Below are 22,789 nucleotides of genomic sequence, written 5' to 3'. Positions count from 1 at the left end.
GCAACAACTACTTACTTATATGTAAGTTTTTTCTTGCCTACAAACTTACCTTTATGTATATTCATTTGTGTGGGTTAAGCAACTCAAAACTGAAAGAGCCAAGAACGGCTTTTCAGACCGCTCTTTAACAATGTACGCAATCGCCTGACTGGATGGCCGTAGTAATCCAGTAACCACGCCCTAACGTTGGCAGCGTAGCGGGGTGTTGTTAATCTGTAGCAACTTAAAGTGAACAGAAAAGGAGTTCGATTTGAGAATTGAAGTAATCGAAGAGCACGGCGTGTTTTATGCCATTGCCTATGATAGCGATGGAAAAGAAGTAGATAGGCTAGCGGCCTTGACCAGAAAGAATGCACGACGGCTAATGAAGACCAAACTCGGAAAGATGAAGAAATCTCGACTCAAGCTCGAAGCAGTAAAAGTAAAACCCAAGACCAAAGACTTTGACCACAGAGGCGTTAGAAGTAGCCTCTCAGGAGTCACAAGTTCTAGGAACTGGAAGACCACGAAGTAATACGAGCCTCGCAATCGCGGGGCTTTTCTTTACCCGCAAGAAAGATTGATAAAGCTCATTTTCGAGTGAGTTTTATCAAGCAGTTCCAAGAGGAAACACAATGATTCAAGGCATGGAAACCGAACAGCGAGTGGATTTGCTCCTCTCGCTCACCAACGTCAGAAGCGAATCTCAGATCTCCGCGCTCAAACGCCATTTTGTAGATGGGTTAAACGCGTCCGCTTGCGCTGCGTTCGAAGGCATACCCGAATCAAACTTTCAACGTGTAATAGACCGAGTGCAGGAAGTAGACGCCAAGATTGAGCAAATCAAGGATCTCGACTGGGCGCGGTTCAAATCAGAAAAGTGATAAGTAACTAATCATCATTGAGGTGAGCATGAATGCAGAAAGCTTTATCCGAAAGAACATCTTTGACTACTTAATTGGGGGGGGGGTGTTCAGAATCGGTCGCGAACAAAGCGGCAGACAAGGGCGTCGAGTTCTTTAACCGCGGTAACCATAAAGACCCCTATTTTGATTCTCTGTGTCACGCAGGCATCTGCGTAGCTGAAGCCCTAGACCCTAAATACAAATTCAAAAAGCCCCAAGCGGCAACCAGTAAATCATTTCGAAACACAAAACCCAAATCCCGCAAGCACAAACAGCAATCTAACTTGCTGTCGCTGGGCTAGCTGAAACGAAAAAGCCCCACCAAAAGGCAGGGCTCAAGCGGACAAAGCGACAACTGACGAGGCGATCGCTTTATCTGTTAACCGGCACGGAACCGACCAACTGAGAAGGATGATAACAATGAGACCACTCACAATCAACGAAAGTCGAGAGCAAGCGTTTGATCGCTTTATCGAAAATGGCAAAACCCGAATCTGTAGGAACCGCGAGTTCTGCGGCATTACCATATCAGATTATGTCGATCACCTAATGGACAGCGACGACCGTGGCTTAGCCATTGGCCTCATTCGCTATGTCACTACCGTTGATACTGGTGATGTTAACTCTCTTCCAATCATCCAATCTCACCAAGAATTCATTCGTGATTCGCTAGACAGCTTTCTGATGCAACACAAAGACAAGCTCGAAGCCGAATTTAACGCGCAATACCAAGAAGCGCTCGATGAGCAAATGATTTTAGCCGCAGGTTTTTAAGGAGACACCATGAACAACGTAAGCACATTCTCACTCACTCCCACCAACCTGCAAGAAGCCATGCAGATGGCAGACTTAATGGCAGGATCTGAAATGGTGCCGAAAGACTACCAAGGTAAACCAGGTAATGTTCTTGTGGCAGTCCAAATGGGAGCAGAGCTCGGCCTTAAACCTGTGCAAGCACTACAAAACATCGCAGTGGTTAACGGTCGTCCAAGTGTTTGGGGTGATGGACTGCGCGCACTGGTCATGTCCGCACCGGACCTAGTCGGCATTGAAGACACATTTGACACACAAAGCATGACAGCACGCTGTGTCATCAAGCGGAAGATCAACGGCAACGTCGTCGAGTTCATCGGAGAGTTCAGCCAAGCCGACGCGCAAGCCGCAGGCCTTTGGGGTCGTAATACATGGAAGTCATACCCAAAGAAAATGCTTGAATGGCGCGCCTTTGGATATGCAGCGCGTAAAGCGTATGCGGACCGCCTACGCGGCATTCAACTTGCGGAAGAAATGCAAGACGTTCAACCGCAAGCGCAGCCAGAGCGCGATATTACGCCAGAGGCAAAAGTCGTAGAAGCCAAATCTACTTACCCGCAAGACCGCTTTGAATCCTCTCTTCCTAAGTGGAAACAAGCTGTCGCAGCGAACAAGAAAACCCCAAAGCAGATCATTGAAATGGTTGAAGTGCAATTCACGCTCAGCGATGAACAGCGCACTGCTATCGAAAACCTCAACGCAATTGATGGAGAAGCGGCATGAAACTACAACAACTAACTCAGGGCACAAAAGAATGGCACGAGTTTCGTGCGACTCACTTCACCGCGTCAGATGCAGCTGCGATGCTCAATCTCAGCCCCTATAAAACGCGTAATCAGTTGCTGCACGAAAAAGCGACAGGCGAAACAGAAGTGATCACTCCACAAAAACAAGCGTTGTTCGATAAAGGTCACCAAGCAGAAGAGTTAGCGCGTCACTTTAGCGTCGAGCGCTTGGGCGAAGATTTGTTTCCCGCCACAGCGACCAGTGACGAACGTGAAGAGATCGCCTGCTCTTTTGATGGTGTCACCATGCTTGAAGATGTGACTTGGGAGCACAAGCTATTCAATCAGAAATTGGTGGATTACATCAACGAGCACGACGATCTACCTGACACGCACTGGCCTCAAGTCGAACAAGGCCTGTATGTGTCAGGTGCAGAGAAGTGTCTTTTCACTACTTCAGATGGAACCGAAGACAATCGCTTAGATTTTGAATACGTTTCCCACCCAGAGCGTATGCAGCGCGTTCTGGACGGTTGGACTCAGTTTGCGAAAGACCTAGCGACCTACGAAGCCAAACCAGAGAAATCAGCAGTTGTCGTTGAAGAGGTGAGCTCACTCCCTGCCCTATCTTTTGATCTCAATAAGACCACGCTTGCTATCGCTTCAAACATGGATGAATACAAGGCCAAAGCACTAGCTCTTGTCGAAGAATCAAAGCAGCCACTACAAACCGAATCCGACTTTGGCCGCGCTGAGAAGATCGTTAAAGAGTTTAAAGCAGCAGAAAGCAAGCTTGGTGAACTAAAAGACGCCGTTCTTGGCGAAGTGCAAAGCGTGAATGCGTTCATCAGCGATGTAGACGAAATCAGAGAGTTGATTCGTCAGGCACGACTGGCCACAGACAAGCAGGTCAAAACTAAAAAGACCGAAATCAAAAATAGCATCTTGAGCCAAGCGACCACCAAAGTCACTGAAATGTATGCCGCGGTGAATGGTGAGTTTAACACCCAGGTGTCATGCGCAGATATCGGCAAGAGTTTAAATGCCGCGATCAAGGGCAAATCAAACCTTGACCGCATTCAAGATGCCGTTGACGGCGTGGTCGCAGAGTACAGCATAGAACTTGAAAACACTAAGGCGCGTATTGTCACGAATCTAGAAGTGATCAAAGCAAATGCCGATTACCGCTTCTTGTTCAATGACTGGACTCAAATTACCGAGATGCTTACGGATAATTTTGCAGAAATGGCCGAAAGCCGCATTAGCCAGCACAAGGCACAGGAAGCCGCGCGCATCGAAATGGAGCGTATTGAGGCAGACCGAAAAGCTAAGGCGAAAGCAGAGGCAGAAGCCGCTCAAGAGCGTGCGCGAATTGAGCAAAGAGCCGAACAAGAAAAACGCGAGCTCGAGGCAAAGGTTCAAGCGGAGCGTGAAGCCAAAGAAGCAGCAGAACGCAAAGCTCAACAAGCGACCGAAGCATTAGCTAGTCACACACCAAGCGCGCCACCCTGCGAAGCGAAACCAACCATTAAGCAATCACCAGAAGAAGTTATCTCAATCACTGTCGGTGAATATAAAGCACTGCTTCACGCGCGCGCCGAGCTCGAAACGCTAAAAGCGCATGGGGTGGAAAGCTGGTCAGGTTACGCAGAAGCCATGGGGCATGTTGGGGAGGCCGCATGAGTACACTCACACTCCCCACCCTTCCCACCTCATTCAATGATTGCGACATGGTGATTAAGGTCGATGCAAAGACCTTAGCCACCGCAATCGCTGAGAGCGGCGAATACGCCGACGAGGTAATTCAAGCTCTAGCTGAGAAGCTTGGCGATAAATTTTATCTGTATGCACAGGAGGCTGCATGAAGGTCATCCCAATGCTATTTCAAACTGAATTAGTACGCGCCCTGCTGGAAGGGCGCAAAACAGTCACTCGTCGCCCTGTTAACGAAAAGAACCATGAGCATATTCGTTTTATGGGCTCAAGTGATGATGAGTGTTCTAACCTTGAATTTCTCGGGCTTAATTACGCGCAATGGAAAGATGAAAACAACAAAACTCGCGGCCCAGAATATCTAGTTTACTGCACAGAATATCCCGAAGAAGGAATTGTACCAATTGGCCAAGGTCCAGCGAGAAAAGGTGACCTGATTTACGTTCGCGAGACGTTTGCAGCACTGGGTCATAACGATTACCAACAGGTGAGCCCGAACCATATTACCGAAATTCACGAGTATCGATATAAAGCAAGTGAAAAAGAATCGATAGCAAATTGCCAAGATTATGAAGTTCGTGGTTATAAATGGGTTCCGTCCATTCACATGCCACGCCATGCAAGCCGATTAACTCTAAAGGTAACGGATGTTCGCATTGAGCGAGTAAAAGACGTTACAGAGGAGGAAGCCAAGAAAGAAGGTGTATCACCATACACTTGCACTATACCTAAAACGAAGAATCCACACCGACTTGCTTTCCTAAAGCTATGGTCTTCCTTGTATGGGAATAAAAATCCAAACCCTTATGTGTGGGTAATTGAATTTGACGTTATCCATAAGAACGTTGATCAGGTGATTAGTAAAATGGAGGCTGCATAACATGCATACGCCAATATTACGCTATCACGGAGGGAAATTTCGTCTGGCCAGCTGGATAACTTCTCACTTCCCAGCTCACCGTTGTTATGTCGAACCATTCGGTGGGGCTGCAAGTGTTCTACTACAAAAAGAACGTAGCCATGGTGAAGTTTACAACGATCTCGACGGCGACATTTTTAATTTGTTTCAAGTTCTACGCAACCCAGCATTATCTACAGAGTTAAAAAACTTAATCATGTTAACTCCGTACAGTCGGGATGAGTTTACTCTCGCTTACGAAAAAACAGAACACCAGGTAGAACGTGCACGTCGCACTATCGTTCGCTCTGCAATGGGATTTGGCTCTGGTGCTGCAACTTTTCACCCTACTGGTTTTCGTTGTGAGGCAAAGCGCCAATACAGCACTAGCGCACATTGCTGGGCTAAGTACCCTCCCGTTATTGATTATGTCTGCGAGCGCTTAAGAGGAGTAAACATCGAGAATCGTCCAGCCGAAAAATGCATGCTGACTCATGACGGTACGGAAACTTTGCACTACGTTGATCCTCCTTATGTGCTCGGGACACGAAAACTAAATTCTTCTCGCTCTGTATATCAGCATGAGATGAGCGATGAAGACCATATAAGCCTCATCAAATGCTTAAACTCGCTTGAAGGAATGGTGTTGCTCTCAGGATATGACAATGAGATATACAACGACTGCTTGACTGGTTGGATTAAACACACCAAACCAAGTCGAATTTCTTCTGGAGCAGGCACGGGAATTAGAGAAGAGTGCTTGTGGGCTTCGCCTAGCTGTATAGAGAAGCTGCGAGCTGCATAATTTAGGAGATAAATCATGGCTAGCCGTGGAGTTAACAAAGTTATTTTAGTCGGCAACCTTGGGCAAGATCCTGAGGTTCGCTATACCCAATCAGGCGCTGCTATTGCAAACATCACCGTAGCCACGTCTGATTCATGGCGTGATAAGAATACCGGTGAACAGCGAGAAAAAACTGAATGGCACCGCATAGTGCTATTTGGCAAAACCGCAGAGGTGGCTGGCGAATACCTGAGAAAAGGTTCACAAGTGTACATCGAGGGGCAGCTACAAACCCGAAAATGGCAGGACCAAAACGGCCAAGAACGCTACACGACTGAAGTTATCGTTCAGTGGCCTAGCGGTCAGATGCAGATGCTTGGCGGCAAACAACAAGGAAATCAACCACCGCGCCAACAGCCTGCGCAACAAGGCGGATGGGGCCAACCGCAGCAACCGCGTCAAGAACCGCAATACCCAAACAATCGAGAGCCAAACAACAGCGCGCCTCAGTATAACGAGCCGCCGATGGATTTTGATGACGATATTCCGTTCTAGATGGTGCAAAATATAAAGTTGACAACGCGCCTACGGTGGGGCTAATCTGAAAAGGCACTGGCAAAATCCAGTGTCGGGATTCGTACCCCGATTGACTCCAAAGGCGCATGTCGCCAGCTTCTTGCTGGTTTTTTTATGCGATAAATCCGCACATCTGAATTATGGTGGGCTGGATGAGGCGACTTCGGTCGGCCGTGTTTCCTTTGGAGCGGTAGTACGAACCTTGTCCAGTTCACCACCCAGATTCGTACCTAGTTGGTGAACTTCTATAATCCGAAGGAGTTTCACATGACTACATTAATCAGCCCGATCGCATCTGCAAAAACATCAGATCTTGTATTTATCTCTCAAACTAATGAGCTTGTAACCGATTCTTTTCACATAGCTAAGTATTTTGGCAAACGTCACGACGACGTATTGAAAAAGATTCGCAATGTAGGTTGTAGCCGTGATTTTGCAGCCCGCAATTTTGCGGTTTGCCATAAAAACAATGAGTTACAGAATAATAAGATCCAACCTTTCTACCAAATGACCAAAGACGGTTTCATGTTCTTGGTGATGGGCTTCACTGGCAAACGAGCCGCTGAAATCAAAGAGCGTTACATCAACGCATTTAATGAAATGGCCGATAAGTTATCTGGTAAAACCGAACAACTCCCCTCTCCTCAATACTTACCAAGCAGAATGCAGTTATTGCTCACTATTGAGGATGGGAAAGTCATCGAATCCAAACCAATAGCGCCAAACGAAGGGATAATTGCTTGGGACGATCCCAAAGCGATTAGCAGCATGCTTAAACTGGCGCTACCAAACTACGCCATTGTGCGTAAAGACGCGATACTCAACGCGTTAAATATTCATTAATCATTAGGGCGCATCAAGCGCCCTTTTAACAGCCCCTTCAATAACCCACTACTTAACCTAAACTAAGCAGAGAAACCACTGACGAGGCTTTCTTATGTGCGATCTCTGTTCATCTACTCACGACACTATAGCAACGGTGCAGGGCGTTCAGTTCTGCGCCAATTGCGTCGGTTTGGCTCTTTTAGAGTTCAACCGAGCTTTAGAGCAACGAGGCGATAATGGAATTACTCACACTACCCGCGAACAAATGGGTCGGCTCGAACATAGTCACGGCTACATTTGGGCTAACCGAAGAAGCACTGAACAACTACCGCCAAAAGGTTTGGCAGCAAGGTAAGCATTACTTAAAAATAGGCACAAGTGGCGAAGCGTCATTGCGTAAAGCAAAGATCGTCTACAACATCGCAGAAATAAACACCTGGATAGAATCCTACCCTCAACAATAACGGCAACTACCATGACTAAGAAACTTCCTACCGGCGTAGAAATCCACTCTGGGTTAGTCCGCATTTGGTTTATGTATCGTGGTCAACGCTGCCGAGAGCCTTTAGGCATTCCTCCGACTTCTAAAAATCTCAAACTAGCGGGAGAACGACGAAGCTCAATTGTACATGCCATTAGAACAGGCAACTTTGACTACATGCAGTGGTTTCCTCAGTCCAAGCAGGCTCACAAGTTCACGAAAAGCCACAACAAAGAAACAACGCTCAACGCTTTGTGTGAAAAGTGGCTCACAGTCAAGCAAGTCGAGGTCACCCCAGCGACGCTCAAGAACTACATTCAGCGACTTGGCCAAATGCGACTCTTCATCAGTGGAGATAAGTTAATATCAACTCTGACTCAATCCGATTTGCTGGAGCTTAGACAATACTTCCTGAGTACGACCTCTTCCAGCACTGCAAACAGCTACATGAGAACCATTAAAGGAATGCTTGGCTATGCGGCGACCAATGGATTAATTGAGGAACGTGTTCTTGCTGGCGTCAAAGAATTAAAAACTGACAAAAGCAAACCAACTCCGTTAAGTAAAGAAGAGTTTGCCCGGCTAATTAACGCATCTCGCCATGAACAAGATCAGAACCTTTGGACTACGGCCGTGTTCACTGGATTACGCCATGGGGAACTGATCGCCCTTGCTTGGGAGGACATTGATCTGGTGAACGGAACTATAACAGTGAAGCGAAACCGCACTTTAGAAGGTGAGCTAAAACTACCCAAAACGAAATCGGGAGAGCGAGTTGTAACCATGCTACAACCAGCCATTGACGCACTTATCCGACAAAAAGCACTAACGTTCATGATGCCAGCAATAACCATTGACGTAGCACAGCGAGAGTATGGTAAACTCTCGCGCTCAAAAATTCGCCCTGTCTTTTCACCACGAGTCACGGCGACAAAAAAATTAGGCATCGGAGATTTTTTCTCCCACGTAACATTGCACGAAAAGTGGCATAGCACATCTCGACGAGCAGGCATTGAACAACGTAAGCCGTATCAAACGCGACATACGTATGCTTGTTGGATGTTATCCGCCGGAGCAAACCCGACCTTTATTGCCAGCCAAATGGGTCACAGCTCAGCGAAGGAAGTCTACAATACTTACGGGGATTGGGTTGATGAACACACCCAAGATCAGGTTGCGATGTTAAACAAGAAATACGGCGCAAATGTCACTCATATGCCCCGAAGAGACTTTAAGAGTTTGTAAGACCATGATTACAGAGAAGATTTTCGAGCATAAAAAATATTGGGCGGAATGCTTTGGCACTGCGCCATTTCTGCCAACTAATCGAAAAGAAATGGATGCCCTAGGATGGGATAGCTGTGACATTATCATTGTGACTGGTGACGCTTATGTCGATCACCCTAGCTTTGGTATGGCAATTATTGGACGCCTGCTCGAAGCACAAGGCTTCCGTGTTGGAATCATCGCCCAACCAGAATGGAACACCAAAGACGCATTCACCGCGCTCGGTAAACCAAACCTTTTCTTTGGTATTACCGCAGGCAATATGGACTCGATGATCAACCGCTACACCGCCGACCGTAAATTACGCCATGATGATGCGTATACTCCGAATAATGAAGGCGGTAAGCGACCAGATCGTGCCACTTTGGTCTATTCGCAGCGCTGCCGTGAAGCGTACAAAGGGGTACCGATCGTACTAGGTGGCATCGAAGCTAGTTTACGCCGTCTTGCCCACTACGATTACTGGTCTGATAAAGTGCGTCGCTCGATTCTTTTTGATGCAAAGGCAGATATCCTTTTGTTTGGTAACGCGGAACGCGCTCTGGTTGAAGTGGCTCATCGCCTTGCAGACGGTGAAGAGATTTCAGCGTTAATCAATATTCGTGGTACTGCGGTCAACCTACCTGCTGCGCCCGAGAATTACACCATCATTGACTCTTCACGAATTGAAAAGCCGCGTAAAGAAGCCTTCATCCCGCCCAACCCGTATGTGGTTGAAGAGCAGTGTGAAACCAAAGCGAAAACTCAAGAGCCAGAAGCAAAGCCGATCACGATTCGTCCATCACGCCATGATGCGGCGACGACAGCGGTGCGTATTCCTCCATTTGAAAAACTCAATAATGACCGTATCTTATACGCTCATGCCAGTCGTATTATGCACCTTGAGACCAACCCATACTCTGGTCGAGCATTAATACAGCGTCATGGTGACCGTGAACTTTGGGTCAACCAAGCGCCAATTCCTCTCGCGACTGAAGAAATGGACTATGTGTTTGGCCTACCTTATGCCCGTGTACCCCATCCTATGTATGGTAAGGCCAAAATCCCTGCCTATGACATGATCAAAACCTCAGTCAATATCATGCGTGGCTGTTTCGGCGGGTGTTCATTCTGTTCTATCACCGAACACGAAGGTCGTATCATTCAAAACCGCTCCAAAGAGTCAATCTTGTCCGAGCTTGAAGAAATTCGTGACAAGGTACCGGGCTTTACTGGCACCATATCGGATCTTGGTGGTCCGACAGCGAACATGTATCGATTGGGTTGTAGCGATCCAAAAGCCGAGGCAAACTGTCGCCGCCCATCGTGTGTGTTCCCAGGCATTTGTCACAAGCTGAATACCGATCATAAGCACACCATCGACCTCTACCGTGAAGCCCGTAAAGTTGATGGTATTAAGAAAGTCATGATTGCATCTGGTGTTCGCTACGATTTGGCGATTGAATCACCTGAATATGTCAAAGAGCTGGTCACTCACCATGTTGGCGGCTATTTAAAAATCGCACCGGAGCATACTGAAAAAGGCCCGTTGGATTTGATGATGAAGCCAGGTATGGGGACTTACGATCGCTTCAAAGAGATGTTTGAGAAATACAGCGCAGAAGCAGGTAAAAAGCAGTACCTCATCCCTTACTTTATTTCGGCGCACCCAGGTACCGAAGATGAAGATATGCTGAATTTGGCGCTGTGGCTTAAAAAGAATAACTTCGAATGTGACCAGGTACAGAACTTCTACCCATCACCAATGTGTAATGCTACATCGATGTATTACTCAGAAACAAACCCACTCAAACGGGTTAAATACAAGAAGCGTGAGGAAGTGCCCGTCGCCAAAGGAGAACGTCAACGTAGACTGCACAAAGCCTTGTTACGTTATCATGACCCTGCTAACTGGCCGATGATTCGTGAAGCCTTGATCAATATGGGTAAGAAACACCTTATCGGTGATAAAGCAAGTTGTTTGATACCAGCAGAAGATATTGATGCCAAAACACCAGCACAGCGCCGAAAATCTGGTCGTCACGGTTCACAGCGCTTTGCAACTAAGCATACCAAGAGCCAACCAGGATTCGAGAAAATGCATGGTGAGCCACGCAGCAAAGGGCAAAGTGGTAATGAGAAATCCAAGAGTGGCAATCAAGCAAATCGTGGTAGCCACAACAAGGGTCAACCAGCAAGCAATCGTAGTGGTAAACCGTCGACAGGTGGTTCAAGCAAACCACAAGCTGGGCGTAAACCTAAACGCCGCTAGACGCTAACATGACTAAGTTAAAAATCGCAGCACTGGCTGCGATTTTTTATATTGGGCAATAAAATGGCCCAACACATTACGAATGTTGAGCCACATTAATATATCGGCTAATTAAGCGTTGTTGGCTTCGAACTCACGCATAAAGTCGACTAACGCTTGAACTCCTTCCAGTGGCACTGCATTGTATATTGACGCACGCATACCACCCACTGCACGATGCCCCTTAAGTGCAACCAAACCACGCTGCTCGGCCTGCTCGAGGAACAGACCATCTAACTCTGGCTTAGCAAGCTGAAACGGAACATTCATTCGTGAGCGGTTATCCGAATGGATATTGTTAATGTAGAAATCAGAGCCATCAATCTGGTTATAAAGCAATGATGCTTTCTCTTTGTTGATCTTTTCGATCTCGGCTACACCGCCTTGCTGTTTCAACCACTTAAATACAAGCCCAGATAGGTACCAAGCAAATGTCGGTGGCGTATTAAACATCGAGTCTTTTTCGGCTAAGACTTTATAGTTGATGAAACTTGGGGTTAACTCACTTGCCAAATCAAGCAGATCGTCACGAACAATCACAATACAAAGACCTGCAGGGCCAATGTTTTTCTGCGCGCCGGCGTAAATAACGCCATATTTAGCAACATCGATTTCACGAGAGAGGATATTTGACGACATGTCCGCCACAATAGGTTTGTCTGTATCGGGTAGCTCGCTGATCTCAATGCCATCGATGGTTTCATTCGGACAGAAATGAACATAAGCTGCTTGTGGATCAATTGACCAATCGCTCGCAGGTATCACTGCACTTTTGCCGTCACGTTGCGTTTTCGCCACAAACGTATCAACATCGCAATACTTACCCGCTTCTTCGATGGCACTTTCCGCCCAATATCCAGCATCGATATAGGTCGCTTTTTTTGATGAGCCAAGCAGGTTTAGCGGTACAGCAGCAAATTGAGCTCTCGCCCCACCTTGGCAAAAAAGCACTTTATAGTTGCTTGGAATATTGAGTAAGTCACGTAAGTCTTGCTCTGCTTCTTCCGCGACTTTAATGAACTCTTTACTTCGGTGGCTAATTTCCATCACCGATGTGCCTAATTCATTCCAATCAATAAATTCTTGTTGTGCTTGTTCCATCACAGCTTTAGGTAGGCCCGCAGGACCGGCACTAAAGTTATACACCTTGCTCATCTAGTCTTTCCTTGCACATGCTTGATTAAGAGATTATTCGATTAATACCATGTTTTATGCATGATAAAAAGCAAGAAAAGAGGTCTTAAGACCTCTTTTCACTTTAAACCATTAAATTATACAATTACGGCTGCATTAATGCGGGTAAAAGCAAAGCTAACAGAGGCATTTTTTGACCGTTCTCAAACACTAAATTACCTTCCTGCAACTCAGCTTGAATCTCAAAGCCCTGTTCGGTTCGTTGTACGAGTTCCATCGCCATTGCTTCGTTCACACCCTGCTCAATAAATGGATATTGAGTCACCAAACCGTGCGAGACAAACGTTTTCAAATCGCCGGTCAGCGCAGGCAAGATCATCGCAAAGTTGTCCGTCACATTTTCAGTACCTTTAGGCACAGTAATTGTCCAGTTTGTTTCAAACTCACTATCCGCACCTAACTTAACCGCCATTTTATTCATCGCTAAATAAAAACCTTTAGCAAATAAATTATCTACATGCGGAATCGCGGCTTCAATATCATCATTAGAGGGCATAGGATTATTTTGATAGAGCTTAAGCAAGTGCTCGAACGCAACACTGTCTAAATCACCAAATGAGAGATCCATAGTGATACTCTCAATTTTGTCGCCGGCCATCAGCAAGTCTTTCAACTCGACTAGATGTTGACTACTAACCGTCTGTTCCATTTCTTCATAAGAGCTGACAAAAGTATATTGGCTGTCAGTCACAGAAAACAACGGCGCTTGATCAACATCTAATACCGAAGCTTGCTCTAGAGTCAGCGTCTGCTCACCGATCCAAAAGCTGTTGATCTTTTTCCCTTGTCCCTCGCCCGTTAAGCCAGCAAGCAACATTTTTTCGCCAGAATTAAAGTCGATTTCAACAGAAGGAATATCCAGCTGGTAGGTTAAATCACCCAGTACGCTCGCATGACCTTTTAGTGTTGACGGCGTAATAGATACAATCGCACCGTCAGGGCCTTCTGTGACTTGGTGCCAGTTCGCGAGCTGCAATACATAATCAGTGTTGCCGTTTAGCTGCGTAACCGTATTCAATGTGAGAGGTAAGCCATCAGCATCATCCAGAACGGATTCGGCTTTAAGGCTAAACAAGCCATGACTGACTTGACTATTAACGACGATTTCTGAGGGTAATCCATCTACGGCGAGCTGCTCTGCTAGAACAGGATCAAGCACCGTGTAGCGTGTTTTGACTGAAGAAGTCAAATAACCTCGGTCGTAGTCAACAATTTCGGCCTGCAAAGATTCATTCGAGAGATGTGCGATACCATCTTGTATGACTGACTGCCCGATTTGCCCCACCGCCAACGGCCAACAGAGTGCAAGCGAAATAGCTCCACCAATTGCGCCAATTTTTTTTAGATCCATGATAGTTACATCTTATTTATTGATTTCATTAAGTCTACACCAAAAAACATTGCGTTAAATCAGAGTATTGTCTTTCAATTGAAAACAAACGGAAATCTCATACTTAGCTCTCAATACTCACGGACCAACCTTGGTAAAGTGAACAATAATCATCCTAGACATGTAGCTGACTTGTGACCCCATTCTCTGTACTCTGTTTAGACAACAACCCGATAAGCGTCGAACAGTTAAGGCGCGAACTTAGCCCGTTTGCGATTATGTTCGATCTTCACACCGCAGATACATTGGAAGATGCCAATGCGGCATTAGAGTTTTGCATTGAGCACAAGCAGACTGTTGCTCTTGTCATTGCCAGCCACCACGAAAACTTTAATGGCGCCGATTTTCTTATCCAATTGGATAAAAACACCCTCACCCAAAGCGCGCGAAAAGTGCTTATCAGCTGTGGACAAGATATCCAAGCCATCTTATCTGCGGTCAATGATGGACGCCTCGATCACTGCTTAACCAAACCGCTGCAGGATAATTTAGTCCATAAAACCGCACAAAAAGAGTTGACGACATTTATCCTTGAAAACGATAAAGACAATCTACTCTCTTATAGCTCCGTATTGGACCAACATAGATTACTCCGCGCGCATATCGAGCAAAAGATGCGGAGCTATCGAGAAGGATTTATTTCTGATCACCACAGCCTTTCCGATCAAGAACTGGCTGAAAAAGTCACCAGCGCACTGCTGGACTTTTTTGCCGAAGAGGATGAAACTCAAGCCTGTCGAACCTACTCTCCCGAGCACTTGCTTACTCGCGAAGGTGAAGAAAACCGATATCTGTGGTTTATCACTAAGGGAGAAGTTGCGCTTTATAAAAAAGACGATGTTGGTATGCAACGCGAGGTGGTGCGTCATAGCCAAGGGAATATCGTCGGCGGGATGTCGTTTGTGACTGGTGAGCCCTCTTTTTCGACCGCGGTAACCTTATCAAAGACGGAGGTTATTAAACTCGATAGAGAAGTCTTCGCTAAAGTCATGCATTCTAATATGACCTTGCTCCCTCTCTTTACCAATTTGTTACTTAGGCACTTTAATAGACGCCTGCAACGCAGCATTAATACTAAACTAGAGTTGCAAAAAACGCTCGAGTCACTTGAATCAGCTCACCAGCAACTTATTGAACGAGAAAAAATGGCAATGTTGGGCCAATTAGTGGCAGGTGTTGCGCACGAGCTTAATAACCCGATTGCCGCTATTTTAAGAGGGACAGAAACGCTCACCAACAAGATTCAACATTTGGTCGATGATCGGGCAATTGAGGAAGTTGGCTTGGATGGTGTATCCGTTCTCAAACAAGGGCTCACTCAACGGCCCCGTTCAACAGCAAGAGAACGCGAACTCACCAAAACCTTGACGGTACAACTTGTTGATCGACGTGTGGCTAAAAAGATTGTCAAGCTCGGCCTCGAACAGGACTGTAAATGGATCGCATCAGCCAAAACCAATCCAGATGACGTATTGGAAAAACTGGATCGGTTGGATGAATATTATCTGGCTGGTTCAACATTACGCTCGATTAACGTCTGTGCCGGGAGGATAGCGGATATGGTCAAAAGCTTAAAAGGCTACTCACGACCAGACGATGAAAAGTCTCACTTGGTCGATATCCATGAAGGTATTGAAGATACCTTGGTCATTTTTGAGAACCGCTTGAAATTCCACAATGTTGAACGTGTCTATGCGGAACTGCCCCCGATTCAATGCCAGCCCATCGCCTTGCAGCAAGTCTGGACTAACTTAATTTCCAATGCCATTGATGCCTTTCCAGAGAAAGGAACACTGACCGTTGAGACACAAAAAATTGAGCACCAATCACGTGATTGGATGGTGATATCCTTCACCGACAATGGTTGTGGAATTCCTCAAGATACTCAAGAGCAAATGTTTACTCTCAACTTCACCACCAAAAAAGAAGGCAACTTCGGCTTAGGTATTGGCCTTTCTGTCTGTCAACAGATCGTCCACCAACACGGTGGGCACATTGAAGTTGAATCTATCGTCAATAAGTTCACAAAAATGTCAGTTTGGCTACCTTTTAGCCAGGCATCCAATCTCGTTAAGGAGCTCTAAATGAATAAATACCTTATTTTATGTGTCGACGACGAACGAGAAGTATTGGACAGCGTAATACAAGACTTAGACTGTTTCGAAGAACACTTTATACTCGAAGCCGCTGAATCCGTTCAAGAAGCGAAAGCTCTGATCGAAGAATCACGACAAGAAGACATAAAATTGGCGCTCATTCTATGCGACCATATTATGCCTGAGCAAACTGGGATACAGTTTTTAATTGAACTAAACCAAGATATGCAAACCAAGCCAACGCGGAAACTTCTGTTAACTGGGCAGGCAGGCTTAGAAGATACGGTAGAAGCCGTCAATCATTCCAGCCTCGACTTCTACATTGCTAAGCCTTGGCAAGGCGATGAACTCAGAAACATCGTCAAAAATCAGTTGACGACCTATATGATTGAGAACGAAATGGATTTAATGCCTTGGGCATCGATGTTAGAAACGGAAAGAGTATTTGAAGCGATGGCGAAGCATCGTCTTGATTATGGTGAATAGCATACTATAGCCATCTGATACAGCCAGTTTGCATTGAAAATATAGACATACGAAACAAACAACTGGCATATGAATTGCTTATTTACATAAATCACGACAAAACAATGACATTTCTATAGTGACTGTTGCTATGATGCATTATCATGTCGTATCGAATGTCATGGCGCGAATGTCGCTTAAGACCAAGGAAATTAACAAGATATAGGTTTATCGTCCATATGCGTAAAACAATCTTAGCTGCAGCATTAGTGCTAGCATCTGGTCAAACACTGGCTCAAACCGATCCTAATAGTCCAGCAGTAATGAGTAACTTCAATTACGATTACGTTGAGGCCCGTATAGGCGCTAGCCCAGTCACTTTTGGTGCCGCGTTTAGTAAATCAATCCACCCAAATGCTCACATTCTTGGTCGAGCGGACTCTGAGTTCGAAGGCGACTATGATGCAGCAGCTGGTTTTGGCTTCCACGCACCAATCAACAACTGGGCTGATTTTACAGGCGAAATGCTACTTCGCTTAGTCAATACAGGTAACGAAGGACGCTTTGGTTTAGACCGCGGTACAAACACAGGTATGGAGCTTAACTTAGGCATTCGCCAATGGTTAGGGCCGCAGCTTGAAGTTGGTGGTAAAGGTGGTTACGTCTCGATTGACAATAGAGATAAATGGGTAGGTTCAGCATACGCTCGCTTCCACTCTACGGAGCTTTTCTCACTAGGCGCAGAGGCCCGTATCAATGACTTTTACGGCGACCAGTTGATGTTTACAACTCGATTCAAATTCTAATCGAGACTAAATTAAAAAAACCGAGGCTATCACCTCGGTTTTTTATTGCAATTCCGTTTGCATTTGAGCATTTCACTTCTTAGTTTCACTCTGAAGTGGCAAGAGAGTTAAAACCTAGCAACAACTCGCAAGCAATTGGCGTTTACGTGGTTCTTGAATCAACTTCCAGTGAATACCTTCAATGGCTCCAGCGAATTTCCACAGTAGCTTCACGTCAACATCACTGCCATAAGCCTGCTTTACACGAGTGAAGACAGCGGGCGCGCCAAGCTCTATAAATGTATCAACATCATCAACACCCGCCTTCTTAACCATACGCTCTAAGGTAAGTTGCATATTCGGCAAATCACGTAGACGTCTGTTGGCCAGCGAACGCTTAAATTCGCGCTGCGATACTGAGAAATTAATTGATTGCTCAACTAAATCACTCAGTTGACTATGCATAGTGCTAAACAACTGCGTGATGTCATAGTAGTTCACCGTCGCTGTGGTTTGCTTTTTGACGTGACGGTATTTTTCACACCCTAATTGAGAGAGTAGCTCATCTAAGTTATTTCCACCTCTGATGAATATTTTCTCCGCACTAATGAGTGCAAACATTGCATCTTCCCTAAACAACCCAGTTCCACCAAACATAGATCGTTTTTGAAAGTCTCCAAACTTCTGTACGTATTGAATAAATCGTTGCTCAGTCATATCCATTGATCCTTAATCAAGTACCCCGATTAGTTGTGATCACCAGATAGCAGCAGTAATAAGCGAAATATAAAAAACTCAACCAAACTTTAGTATTAGTATTTTGTAAGCTGGTTGGTATTAAACAGTACAAATGATAGTTAACGAAGAAAAATAAGTCTGTGCATCGGTCACATCAATCACATATGACAAAGCGGTTATCGTGAAGTGCGTCGCACATATGTTCAAGCAAAAAGCGACTTAACAACCAATGTTAGCGAGATAAAATTTCGTGAAAATTATCAATTAGCAAATTGAATTATTTGGTAAAGAAATGGAAATAAAGTTAAACTGTACGCAATAGCATAACCTTACAATTTATATGAACCACCTATCATTTTATTGGCTGCCTGAGAACAGCGAGCTTTTGCTCAAAGGTATCGAATCTGAGTTTTCAACACTTATTGAACACTCAATAAAATCGCGTACCATTTCTCTTCCTCCTATCTCAGACGTTGTTTTGAAGATTCAGAAGTTGTGTACTCAAGACGCAACCACTGTCACTGACGTTGCCGATAGCCTGCTTGAGGATCCAGGACTTGCTGCTATTGTGATACGAGTGGCTAACTCGGTCATATTCAACAGGCGCAACATCACTTGTACAGACCTTATAACCGCAGTTTCACGGCTCGGTATTTTGCGCGTTCGGGATATAGTTACAGCACAAGCTATTGAACAGCTCAAACACTCTGTCAATCTAAGTCAGGCATGTAATAAACTTTTGGTTCAAAGTGCTGCAACGTCACGCGAATTGGCCGCCACCATGGTGTTAGTTGTTCGCGGTTTTAAAGAATCTGGCTCTAAACATTACGTCCACTTGGAGACAGACAAAGCCTTACTGACAGGTCTCTTAGCAGATATCGGTTTGTTCTGTATTGTCAACGAGTACCATAATTATCAAGAAAGAGGTAATTACCTCCAAGAAGATATCGCTTTACAAATATTTGACCGCCAATGTTCAAATGCAAGTAAGTTGGTCCTTGAAAGTTGGGGGTTTGATAGTGACTTTTTAGCGGTTGCCTCCAATCAGGTTATTGGTCAGCAAAGTGTCATGGTCAGTTATCTCGACGTAGCGCGCATCGCCAATCATATTTTGATGTTCCGTCGACAAGATGAAAAAATATCTGAACACACGGTAGAATTTGACGTTACTGGAGCGGATATACTGTACAAACTCAGTAATTTAAGTGATATTGAGTTCAATACACAGATAGATGAACTCATTAGCGCAAGTGGCTTATAACCACTAAACAGGAGTACCATGTTTTCAGGGATGTTATTTATCTTTGCCCCACTTGTCGTGGGGTATTTCATTTCTATTTCAAAAAAATCTCTACTCGGTACCATCAACTCAACCACATCAAATTTGATCTACGTAATTTTGGCGTTGATGGGGTTAAGTTTGGCCGCGCTGGATAACTTAGGCGAGAACCTTCAACTGATTTTAAAAACAACGGCTGTTTTTTTTGTATGCCTTAGTCTGTCAAATTTAGCGGTGCTGCCTTTCATCGATCGATGGTTACCGATTAAAACCGACGCCAACAATAGTAAGCTCCCCCTATCAGAGATGGTGATGGAATCGGCGAAGCTTATTTTAGTTGTTGGAGGTGGTCTGATTGCAGGGCTTTTAATTCCAATTGACTTAAGTTGGGTCGATACAGCCAGTGAATGGATTCTGTTTTTACTGTTGTTTTTCATCGGTATCCAACTGCGCAACAGCGGTCTTACGCTTCGTCAGATATTGCTCAACAAACATGGCATGGTGATTGCCATAGTCATCATTGCAACCTCTTTATTTGGTGGTCTCGTTTCCGCGTTGATCCTAGATATCGACATTTTCCACGGACTGGCAATGGCTTCTGGTTTCGGCTGGTATTCATTGGCTGGGATTTTGATGGGCGATGCCTTTGGGCCCGTCTATGGTGGTGCCTCGTTTATGATTGAACTGCTGCGTGAGCTGATATCACTGGTACTCATTCCGCTATTTATTCGTACTAAGCCTTGTACGTCAATTGGTTATGCAGGCGCGACTGCGATGGATTTTACACTACCTGTAATACAAACTACGGGAGGAGTCCGATGTGTGCCCATTGCGATTGTTAGTGGATTTATTTTGAGCTTGTTGGTTCCTGTGCTAATGCTGTTCTTTGTCTCTCTTGCAGGCTAGATCGCAGGAATTTGAGCAAAAACCCTCTATATTATGCGCTTGAAAGCCCATTTGCTTTAGCTAAAGCTAAAGCTAAAGCTAAATTAGAAATATAAAATTAATAATATTCTTCAAAGGATTTACTATGAAACGCACTATCATCATGATGCTGCTTGCCACAACCTCAGCCATGGCGACCGCTGCTGACAATGCATGTCTGTCTGATAAATACGACGCTTATATTGATGCGTCTCTGCATTGGTATGAAGACTTGTCCAAGCTAACATCAGAACAATATCCAGAATTGACTGAGGTGAGTGAGTGGTTTCTAGAAGGGCGCAAAAATCATTTTGAGCTCAACCGTGCCGCGGTTCATTACTACCTTGAGCAAGATTCAGCGAAAGTCGCAACCAATCAGCCAGTTGAAGCTTGGTTACAGCTCGAGCAAAAAGATATCAAAGTGCTCGCATCGCGCAGTGATGAGCTTGGTCAGCTTGCTAAGGTCACTTTCGGCGATCGTCAAGCTAAGCCACATGAGAAAAACTACGAGCTACGCTCCGCATTTGCAGATTTGCTCAGCCATCCAACCAAAATCGACGCAGCTCTGAAACGTTACAACTCTTCAATCAAAGAGCTTGAAGCGATTAACTGTAAATAGTCCTTTTTCTCGGTATGGGCATTGGCCTTTAAGCCACCTTCTGCTCGGTAAAATCTAAGATTCGATAATTAAGACGGGACATTGTTCCCGTTTTCGTTTAGATTGTCCCGCTGCAACAAAAACGATTAGAGCAATGTAGCTGTATGATATCTGAACATAAAACGGCTGATGTGAGTTTCGAGAGTTTACTGCGAATCTTCACCATACCTGAAGGGCCAGACTCGACGCTAACCACAATTGAAGAAAAGCTATCACGCAACTTGAACCAGTTTTTGCGAGAGCATATTGTTGCGGAAGAAAAACCTCTGCGCGATATCGAGAAAGACTTCTCCAATGCTTCAATTCCAGAGCAGCCTCAATTTGTATCGGATCATACCCAACATCTACTTGATACCTTAGTTTCGCACTCGGTACATACCTCTGCACCAAGCTTTATTGGTCACATGACTTCAGCGCTGCCCTACTTCTTGATGCCGCTGTCAAAGATCATGATTGCTCTCAATCAAAATCTGGTAAAGATCGAAACATCCAAAGCTTTCACGCCATTGGAACGTCAAGTTCTTGGTATGCTACATCGCCTCATCTACGCCCAAGACGACCCGTTTTATAACCAATGGATGCACAGTGCAAATCACTCCTTAGGTGCGTTTTGCTCGGGAGGTACAATTGCTAATATTACCGCGCTCTGGGTGGCTCGTAATAATGCACTCAAAGCTGATGGCGACTTTAAAGGGGTGGAAAAAGAAGGCCTTTTTAAAGCGATGAAACATTATGGCTACGAAGGACTGGCAGTATTAGTGTCAGAGCGTGGCCACTACTCGTTGAAAAAGGCAGCAGACGTCCTCGGTATCGGTCAAGAAGGTTTGGTTGCGGTCAAAACCGATAATCGCAACCGTATTTGTCCACAAGCGCTTGCTGAAAAAATTACGCAGCTCAAAGCACAAAATATCAAACCTTTCGCTGTGATTGGTGTAGCGGGCACCACTGAAACAGGCAACATTGATCCATTAAAAGAGATTGCGCAAATCTGCCAAAGCGAAGCATGTCATTTCCATGTCGATGCCGCTTGGGGTGGCGCGACTCTTATGTCAAATAACTATCGCCACTTGCTTGATGGTATCGAACTGGCTGACTCGGTCACCATTGATGCGCACAAGCAGCTTTACATCCCTATGGGTGCTGGCATGGTTCTGTTTAAGCGTCCGGATGCGATGAAATCGATTGAGCACCATGCTCAATACATATTGCGTAAGGGATCGAAAGATCTTGGTAGCCATACCCTAGAAGGCTCGCGTTCAGGCATGGCAATGCTGGTTTATGCTGCGATGCATATTATTAGCCGTCCTGGTTATGAGCTGCTCATTGATCAAAGCATCGAAAAAGCGAAGTATTTTGCTGATCATATTGAACAACAACCTGATTTTGAACTTGTATCAGACCCTGAGCTGTGCCTGTTAACTTACCGTTATTTGCCTGAGCATATTCGCGAAGCACTTGAAAAGTCCCAAGGTAAAGAGACTGAAGAATTAAATGAACTATTAAATGAACTGACAAAGTTTGTTCAAAAACGTCAGCGTGAAACAGGCAAATCGTTCGTATCACGAACGCGTTTAAATCCATCACGTTGGGGCTACCTAAACACGATAGTGTTCCGCGTTGTGTTAGCTAACCCGTTGACCAGCCGAGATATTTTAAGTACGGTACTAGAAGAACAACGAGAGATCGTTAAGCAAGCGCCTAATCTGATTGCCAAGATTGAAAAGTTGGCTCAACATGTGATCGCTAAAAGCAATTAAAACTGAAATTTTCTTTCTCAAAATGTGTAATTTGCCTATCAACATAAGCTGAAAAGACGAAATTTACAGCAGGTAAATTGCGAATTCTGTAGTTTAGCCAAATTTTGTTTGAGGCTTGTCATATATTAGCCAATTACCTAACAGAAAAGTTACGGGAATTCTCTGGCTTAGGTTTATACTGGCAGCATGGCGCTGGATTGCACTTACCCTCTTGGGGTTACATTTTT

At 45.2% G+C, this 22,789-nt stretch carries 22 protein-coding genes and 1 pseudogene; 20 read left to right on the top strand and 3 right to left on the bottom strand.

Going from position 1 to position 22,789, the window contains the following annotated elements; all coding sequences use genetic code 11:
* Window positions 1-250: 250 nt before the first annotated feature.
* From TW81_RS02120 to TW81_RS02055, 13 genes and pseudogenes are all read left to right on the top strand, one after another.
* Window positions 251-514, top strand: a complete 264-nt coding sequence (locus TW81_RS02120) for a hypothetical protein (protein ID WP_045954082.1) — start codon at window positions 251-253, stop codon at window positions 512-514.
* 76 nt (window positions 515-590) lie between these two features.
* Window positions 591-863: pseudogene (locus tag TW81_RS02115) on the top strand (PapB/FocB family fimbrial expression transcriptional regulator); the annotation flags it as partial.
* A gap of 441 nt (window positions 864-1,304) precedes the next feature.
* Window positions 1,305-1,658, top strand: a complete 354-nt coding sequence (locus tag TW81_RS02105; protein ID WP_045954079.1) for a hypothetical protein — start codon at window positions 1,305-1,307, stop codon at window positions 1,656-1,658.
* 9 nt (window positions 1,659-1,667) lie between these two features.
* Window positions 1,668-2,420, top strand: coding sequence for a recombinase family protein (locus TW81_RS02100; protein ID WP_045954078.1), 753 nt, complete (start codon window positions 1,668-1,670; stop codon window positions 2,418-2,420).
* Window positions 2,417-4,105, top strand: coding sequence for a lambda-exonuclease family protein (locus TW81_RS02095; protein WP_045954077.1), 1,689 nt, complete (start codon window positions 2,417-2,419; stop codon window positions 4,103-4,105). The genes TW81_RS02100 and TW81_RS02095 overlap by 4 nt, the downstream gene beginning before the upstream one ends.
* Entirely contained in the window at window positions 4,102-4,287 is a 186-nt protein-coding gene (locus TW81_RS02090) for a hypothetical protein (RefSeq protein ID WP_045954076.1), read from the top strand. The genes TW81_RS02095 and TW81_RS02090 overlap by 4 nt, the downstream gene beginning before the upstream one ends.
* Complete coding sequence (locus TW81_RS02085) at window positions 4,284-5,015, top strand: ASCH domain-containing protein (protein WP_045954075.1); 732 nt, start codon at window positions 4,284-4,286, stop codon at window positions 5,013-5,015. The genes TW81_RS02090 and TW81_RS02085 overlap by 4 nt, the downstream gene beginning before the upstream one ends.
* Window position 5,016: 1 nt before the next feature.
* Window positions 5,017-5,838 carry a DNA adenine methylase gene (locus TW81_RS02080; protein WP_045954074.1) on the top strand — a complete coding sequence of 274 codons (822 nt, stop codon included), beginning with the start codon at window positions 5,017-5,019 and terminating at the stop codon, window positions 5,836-5,838.
* 15 nt (window positions 5,839-5,853) lie between these two features.
* Window positions 5,854-6,372, top strand: coding sequence for a single-stranded DNA-binding protein (locus tag TW81_RS02075; protein WP_045954073.1), 519 nt, complete (start codon window positions 5,854-5,856; stop codon window positions 6,370-6,372).
* A gap of 288 nt (window positions 6,373-6,660) precedes the next feature.
* A complete protein-coding gene (locus tag TW81_RS18800) occupies window positions 6,661-7,236 on the top strand; it encodes a Rha family transcriptional regulator (RefSeq protein WP_052706118.1) in 576 nt (191 codons plus the stop codon).
* Window positions 7,237-7,454: 218 nt separating this feature from the next.
* Window positions 7,455-7,682: an excisionase family protein gene (gene xisR / locus TW81_RS02065; protein ID WP_045954072.1), complete on the top strand. Its 228-nt coding sequence runs from the start codon at window positions 7,455-7,457 to the stop codon at window positions 7,680-7,682.
* Between the two features lie 11 nt (window positions 7,683-7,693).
* Window positions 7,694-8,944: a tyrosine-type recombinase/integrase gene (locus TW81_RS02060; RefSeq protein ID WP_045954071.1), complete on the top strand. Its 1,251-nt coding sequence runs from the start codon at window positions 7,694-7,696 to the stop codon at window positions 8,942-8,944.
* A 4-nt stretch (window positions 8,945-8,948) separates the two neighbouring features.
* Window positions 8,949-11,237 (top strand): YgiQ family radical SAM protein, encoded by a 2,289-nt coding sequence (locus tag TW81_RS02055; protein WP_084715786.1) that lies wholly within the window; start codon window positions 8,949-8,951, stop codon window positions 11,235-11,237.
* A 111-nt stretch (window positions 11,238-11,348) separates the two neighbouring features.
* Here TW81_RS02055 and serC read toward each other — a convergent pair whose 3' ends face one another.
* Together serC and TW81_RS02045 are read right to left on the bottom strand one after the other, a co-directional pair.
* Window positions 11,349-12,431, bottom strand: a complete 1,083-nt coding sequence (gene serC / locus TW81_RS02050) for a 3-phosphoserine/phosphohydroxythreonine transaminase (RefSeq protein ID WP_045954069.1) — start codon at window positions 12,429-12,431, stop codon at window positions 11,349-11,351.
* A gap of 124 nt (window positions 12,432-12,555) precedes the next feature.
* Window positions 12,556-13,821 (bottom strand): DUF945 family protein, encoded by a 1,266-nt coding sequence (locus tag TW81_RS02045; protein WP_045954068.1) that lies wholly within the window; start codon window positions 13,819-13,821, stop codon window positions 12,556-12,558.
* A gap of 173 nt (window positions 13,822-13,994) precedes the next feature.
* Between TW81_RS02045 and TW81_RS02040 the strand changes: the two genes are divergently transcribed.
* The 3 genes from TW81_RS02040 to TW81_RS02030 all read left to right on the top strand — a co-directional run bounded on the left by TW81_RS02040 (window position 13,995) and on the right by TW81_RS02030 (window position 17,227).
* A complete protein-coding gene (locus tag TW81_RS02040) occupies window positions 13,995-15,944 on the top strand; it encodes an ATP-binding protein (protein WP_045954067.1) in 1,950 nt (649 codons plus the stop codon).
* Entirely contained in the window at window positions 15,945-16,442 is a 498-nt protein-coding gene (locus tag TW81_RS02035) for a response regulator (protein ID WP_045954066.1), read from the top strand.
* A 218-nt stretch (window positions 16,443-16,660) separates the two neighbouring features.
* A complete protein-coding gene (locus TW81_RS02030) occupies window positions 16,661-17,227 on the top strand; it encodes a hypothetical protein (protein WP_045954065.1) in 567 nt (188 codons plus the stop codon).
* A 114-nt stretch (window positions 17,228-17,341) separates the two neighbouring features.
* Here TW81_RS02030 and TW81_RS02025 read toward each other — a convergent pair whose 3' ends face one another.
* Window positions 17,342-17,929 (bottom strand): TfoX/Sxy family DNA transformation protein, encoded by a 588-nt coding sequence (locus TW81_RS02025; protein WP_045954064.1) that lies wholly within the window; start codon window positions 17,927-17,929, stop codon window positions 17,342-17,344.
* Between the two features lie 355 nt (window positions 17,930-18,284).
* On the opposite strand from TW81_RS02025, the gene TW81_RS02020 reads away from it, so the two are divergent.
* The 4 genes from TW81_RS02020 to panP all read left to right on the top strand — a co-directional run bounded on the left by TW81_RS02020 (window position 18,285) and on the right by panP (window position 22,562).
* On the top strand, window positions 18,285-19,205 hold the full coding sequence (locus TW81_RS02020; RefSeq protein WP_045954063.1) for an HDOD domain-containing protein: 921 nt from the start codon (window positions 18,285-18,287) through the stop codon (window positions 19,203-19,205).
* An 18-nt stretch (window positions 19,206-19,223) separates the two neighbouring features.
* Window positions 19,224-20,129, top strand: coding sequence for a LysO family transporter (locus TW81_RS02015; protein ID WP_045954062.1), 906 nt, complete (start codon window positions 19,224-19,226; stop codon window positions 20,127-20,129).
* A gap of 124 nt (window positions 20,130-20,253) precedes the next feature.
* Window positions 20,254-20,766 carry a hypothetical protein gene (locus tag TW81_RS02010; protein WP_045954061.1) on the top strand — a complete coding sequence of 171 codons (513 nt, stop codon included), beginning with the start codon at window positions 20,254-20,256 and terminating at the stop codon, window positions 20,764-20,766.
* A 143-nt stretch (window positions 20,767-20,909) separates the two neighbouring features.
* Window positions 20,910-22,562 (top strand): pyridoxal-dependent aspartate 1-decarboxylase PanP, encoded by a 1,653-nt coding sequence (gene panP / locus TW81_RS02005; protein ID WP_045954060.1) that lies wholly within the window; start codon window positions 20,910-20,912, stop codon window positions 22,560-22,562.
* Window positions 22,563-22,789: the final 227 nt, after the last annotated feature.

It is taken from the genome of Vibrio galatheae, from assembly GCF_000967545.1.
Taxonomy (GTDB): Bacteria; Pseudomonadota; Gammaproteobacteria; order Enterobacterales; family Vibrionaceae; genus Vibrio; species Vibrio galatheae.
This window is presented reverse-complemented; position numbering and strand designations above follow the sequence as displayed.

What these genes read in the sequence shown, in the direction of transcription:
- TW81_RS02020 (WP_045954063.1), top strand. Translation starts at nt 18,285, where the DNA reads ATGAACCACCTATCATTTTATTGGCTGCCTGAGAACAGCGAGCTTTTG.
- panP (WP_045954060.1), top strand. Translation starts at nt 20,910, where the DNA reads ATGATATCTGAACATAAAACGGCTGATGTGAGTTTCGAGAGTTTACTG.
- TW81_RS02045 (WP_045954068.1), bottom strand. Translation starts at nt 13,821, where the DNA reads ATGGATCTAAAAAAAATTGGCGCAATTGGTGGAGCTATTTCGCTTGCA.
- xisR (WP_045954072.1), top strand. Translation starts at nt 7,455, where the DNA reads ATGGAATTACTCACACTACCCGCGAACAAATGGGTCGGCTCGAACATA.
- serC (WP_045954069.1), bottom strand. Translation starts at nt 12,431, where the DNA reads ATGAGCAAGGTGTATAACTTTAGTGCCGGTCCTGCGGGCCTACCTAAA.
- TW81_RS02095 (WP_045954077.1), top strand. Translation starts at nt 2,417, where the DNA reads ATGAAACTACAACAACTAACTCAGGGCACAAAAGAATGGCACGAGTTT.
- TW81_RS02100 (WP_045954078.1), top strand. Translation starts at nt 1,668, where the DNA reads ATGAACAACGTAAGCACATTCTCACTCACTCCCACCAACCTGCAAGAA.
- TW81_RS02010 (WP_045954061.1), top strand. Translation starts at nt 20,254, where the DNA reads ATGAAACGCACTATCATCATGATGCTGCTTGCCACAACCTCAGCCATG.
- TW81_RS02085 (WP_045954075.1), top strand. Translation starts at nt 4,284, where the DNA reads ATGAAGGTCATCCCAATGCTATTTCAAACTGAATTAGTACGCGCCCTG.
- TW81_RS02055 (WP_084715786.1), top strand. Translation starts at nt 8,949, where the DNA reads ATGATTACAGAGAAGATTTTCGAGCATAAAAAATATTGGGCGGAATGC.
- TW81_RS02035 (WP_045954066.1), top strand. Translation starts at nt 15,945, where the DNA reads ATGAATAAATACCTTATTTTATGTGTCGACGACGAACGAGAAGTATTG.
- TW81_RS02090 (WP_045954076.1), top strand. Translation starts at nt 4,102, where the DNA reads ATGAGTACACTCACACTCCCCACCCTTCCCACCTCATTCAATGATTGC.
- TW81_RS02015 (WP_045954062.1), top strand. Translation starts at nt 19,224, where the DNA reads ATGTTTTCAGGGATGTTATTTATCTTTGCCCCACTTGTCGTGGGGTAT.
- TW81_RS02075 (WP_045954073.1), top strand. Translation starts at nt 5,854, where the DNA reads ATGGCTAGCCGTGGAGTTAACAAAGTTATTTTAGTCGGCAACCTTGGG.
- TW81_RS02105 (WP_045954079.1), top strand. Translation starts at nt 1,305, where the DNA reads ATGAGACCACTCACAATCAACGAAAGTCGAGAGCAAGCGTTTGATCGC.
- TW81_RS02025 (WP_045954064.1), bottom strand. Translation starts at nt 17,929, where the DNA reads ATGGATATGACTGAGCAACGATTTATTCAATACGTACAGAAGTTTGGA.
- TW81_RS18800 (WP_052706118.1), top strand. Translation starts at nt 6,661, where the DNA reads ATGACTACATTAATCAGCCCGATCGCATCTGCAAAAACATCAGATCTT.
- TW81_RS02080 (WP_045954074.1), top strand. Translation starts at nt 5,017, where the DNA reads ATGCATACGCCAATATTACGCTATCACGGAGGGAAATTTCGTCTGGCC.
- TW81_RS02030 (WP_045954065.1), top strand. Translation starts at nt 16,661, where the DNA reads ATGCGTAAAACAATCTTAGCTGCAGCATTAGTGCTAGCATCTGGTCAA.
- TW81_RS02060 (WP_045954071.1), top strand. Translation starts at nt 7,694, where the DNA reads ATGACTAAGAAACTTCCTACCGGCGTAGAAATCCACTCTGGGTTAGTC.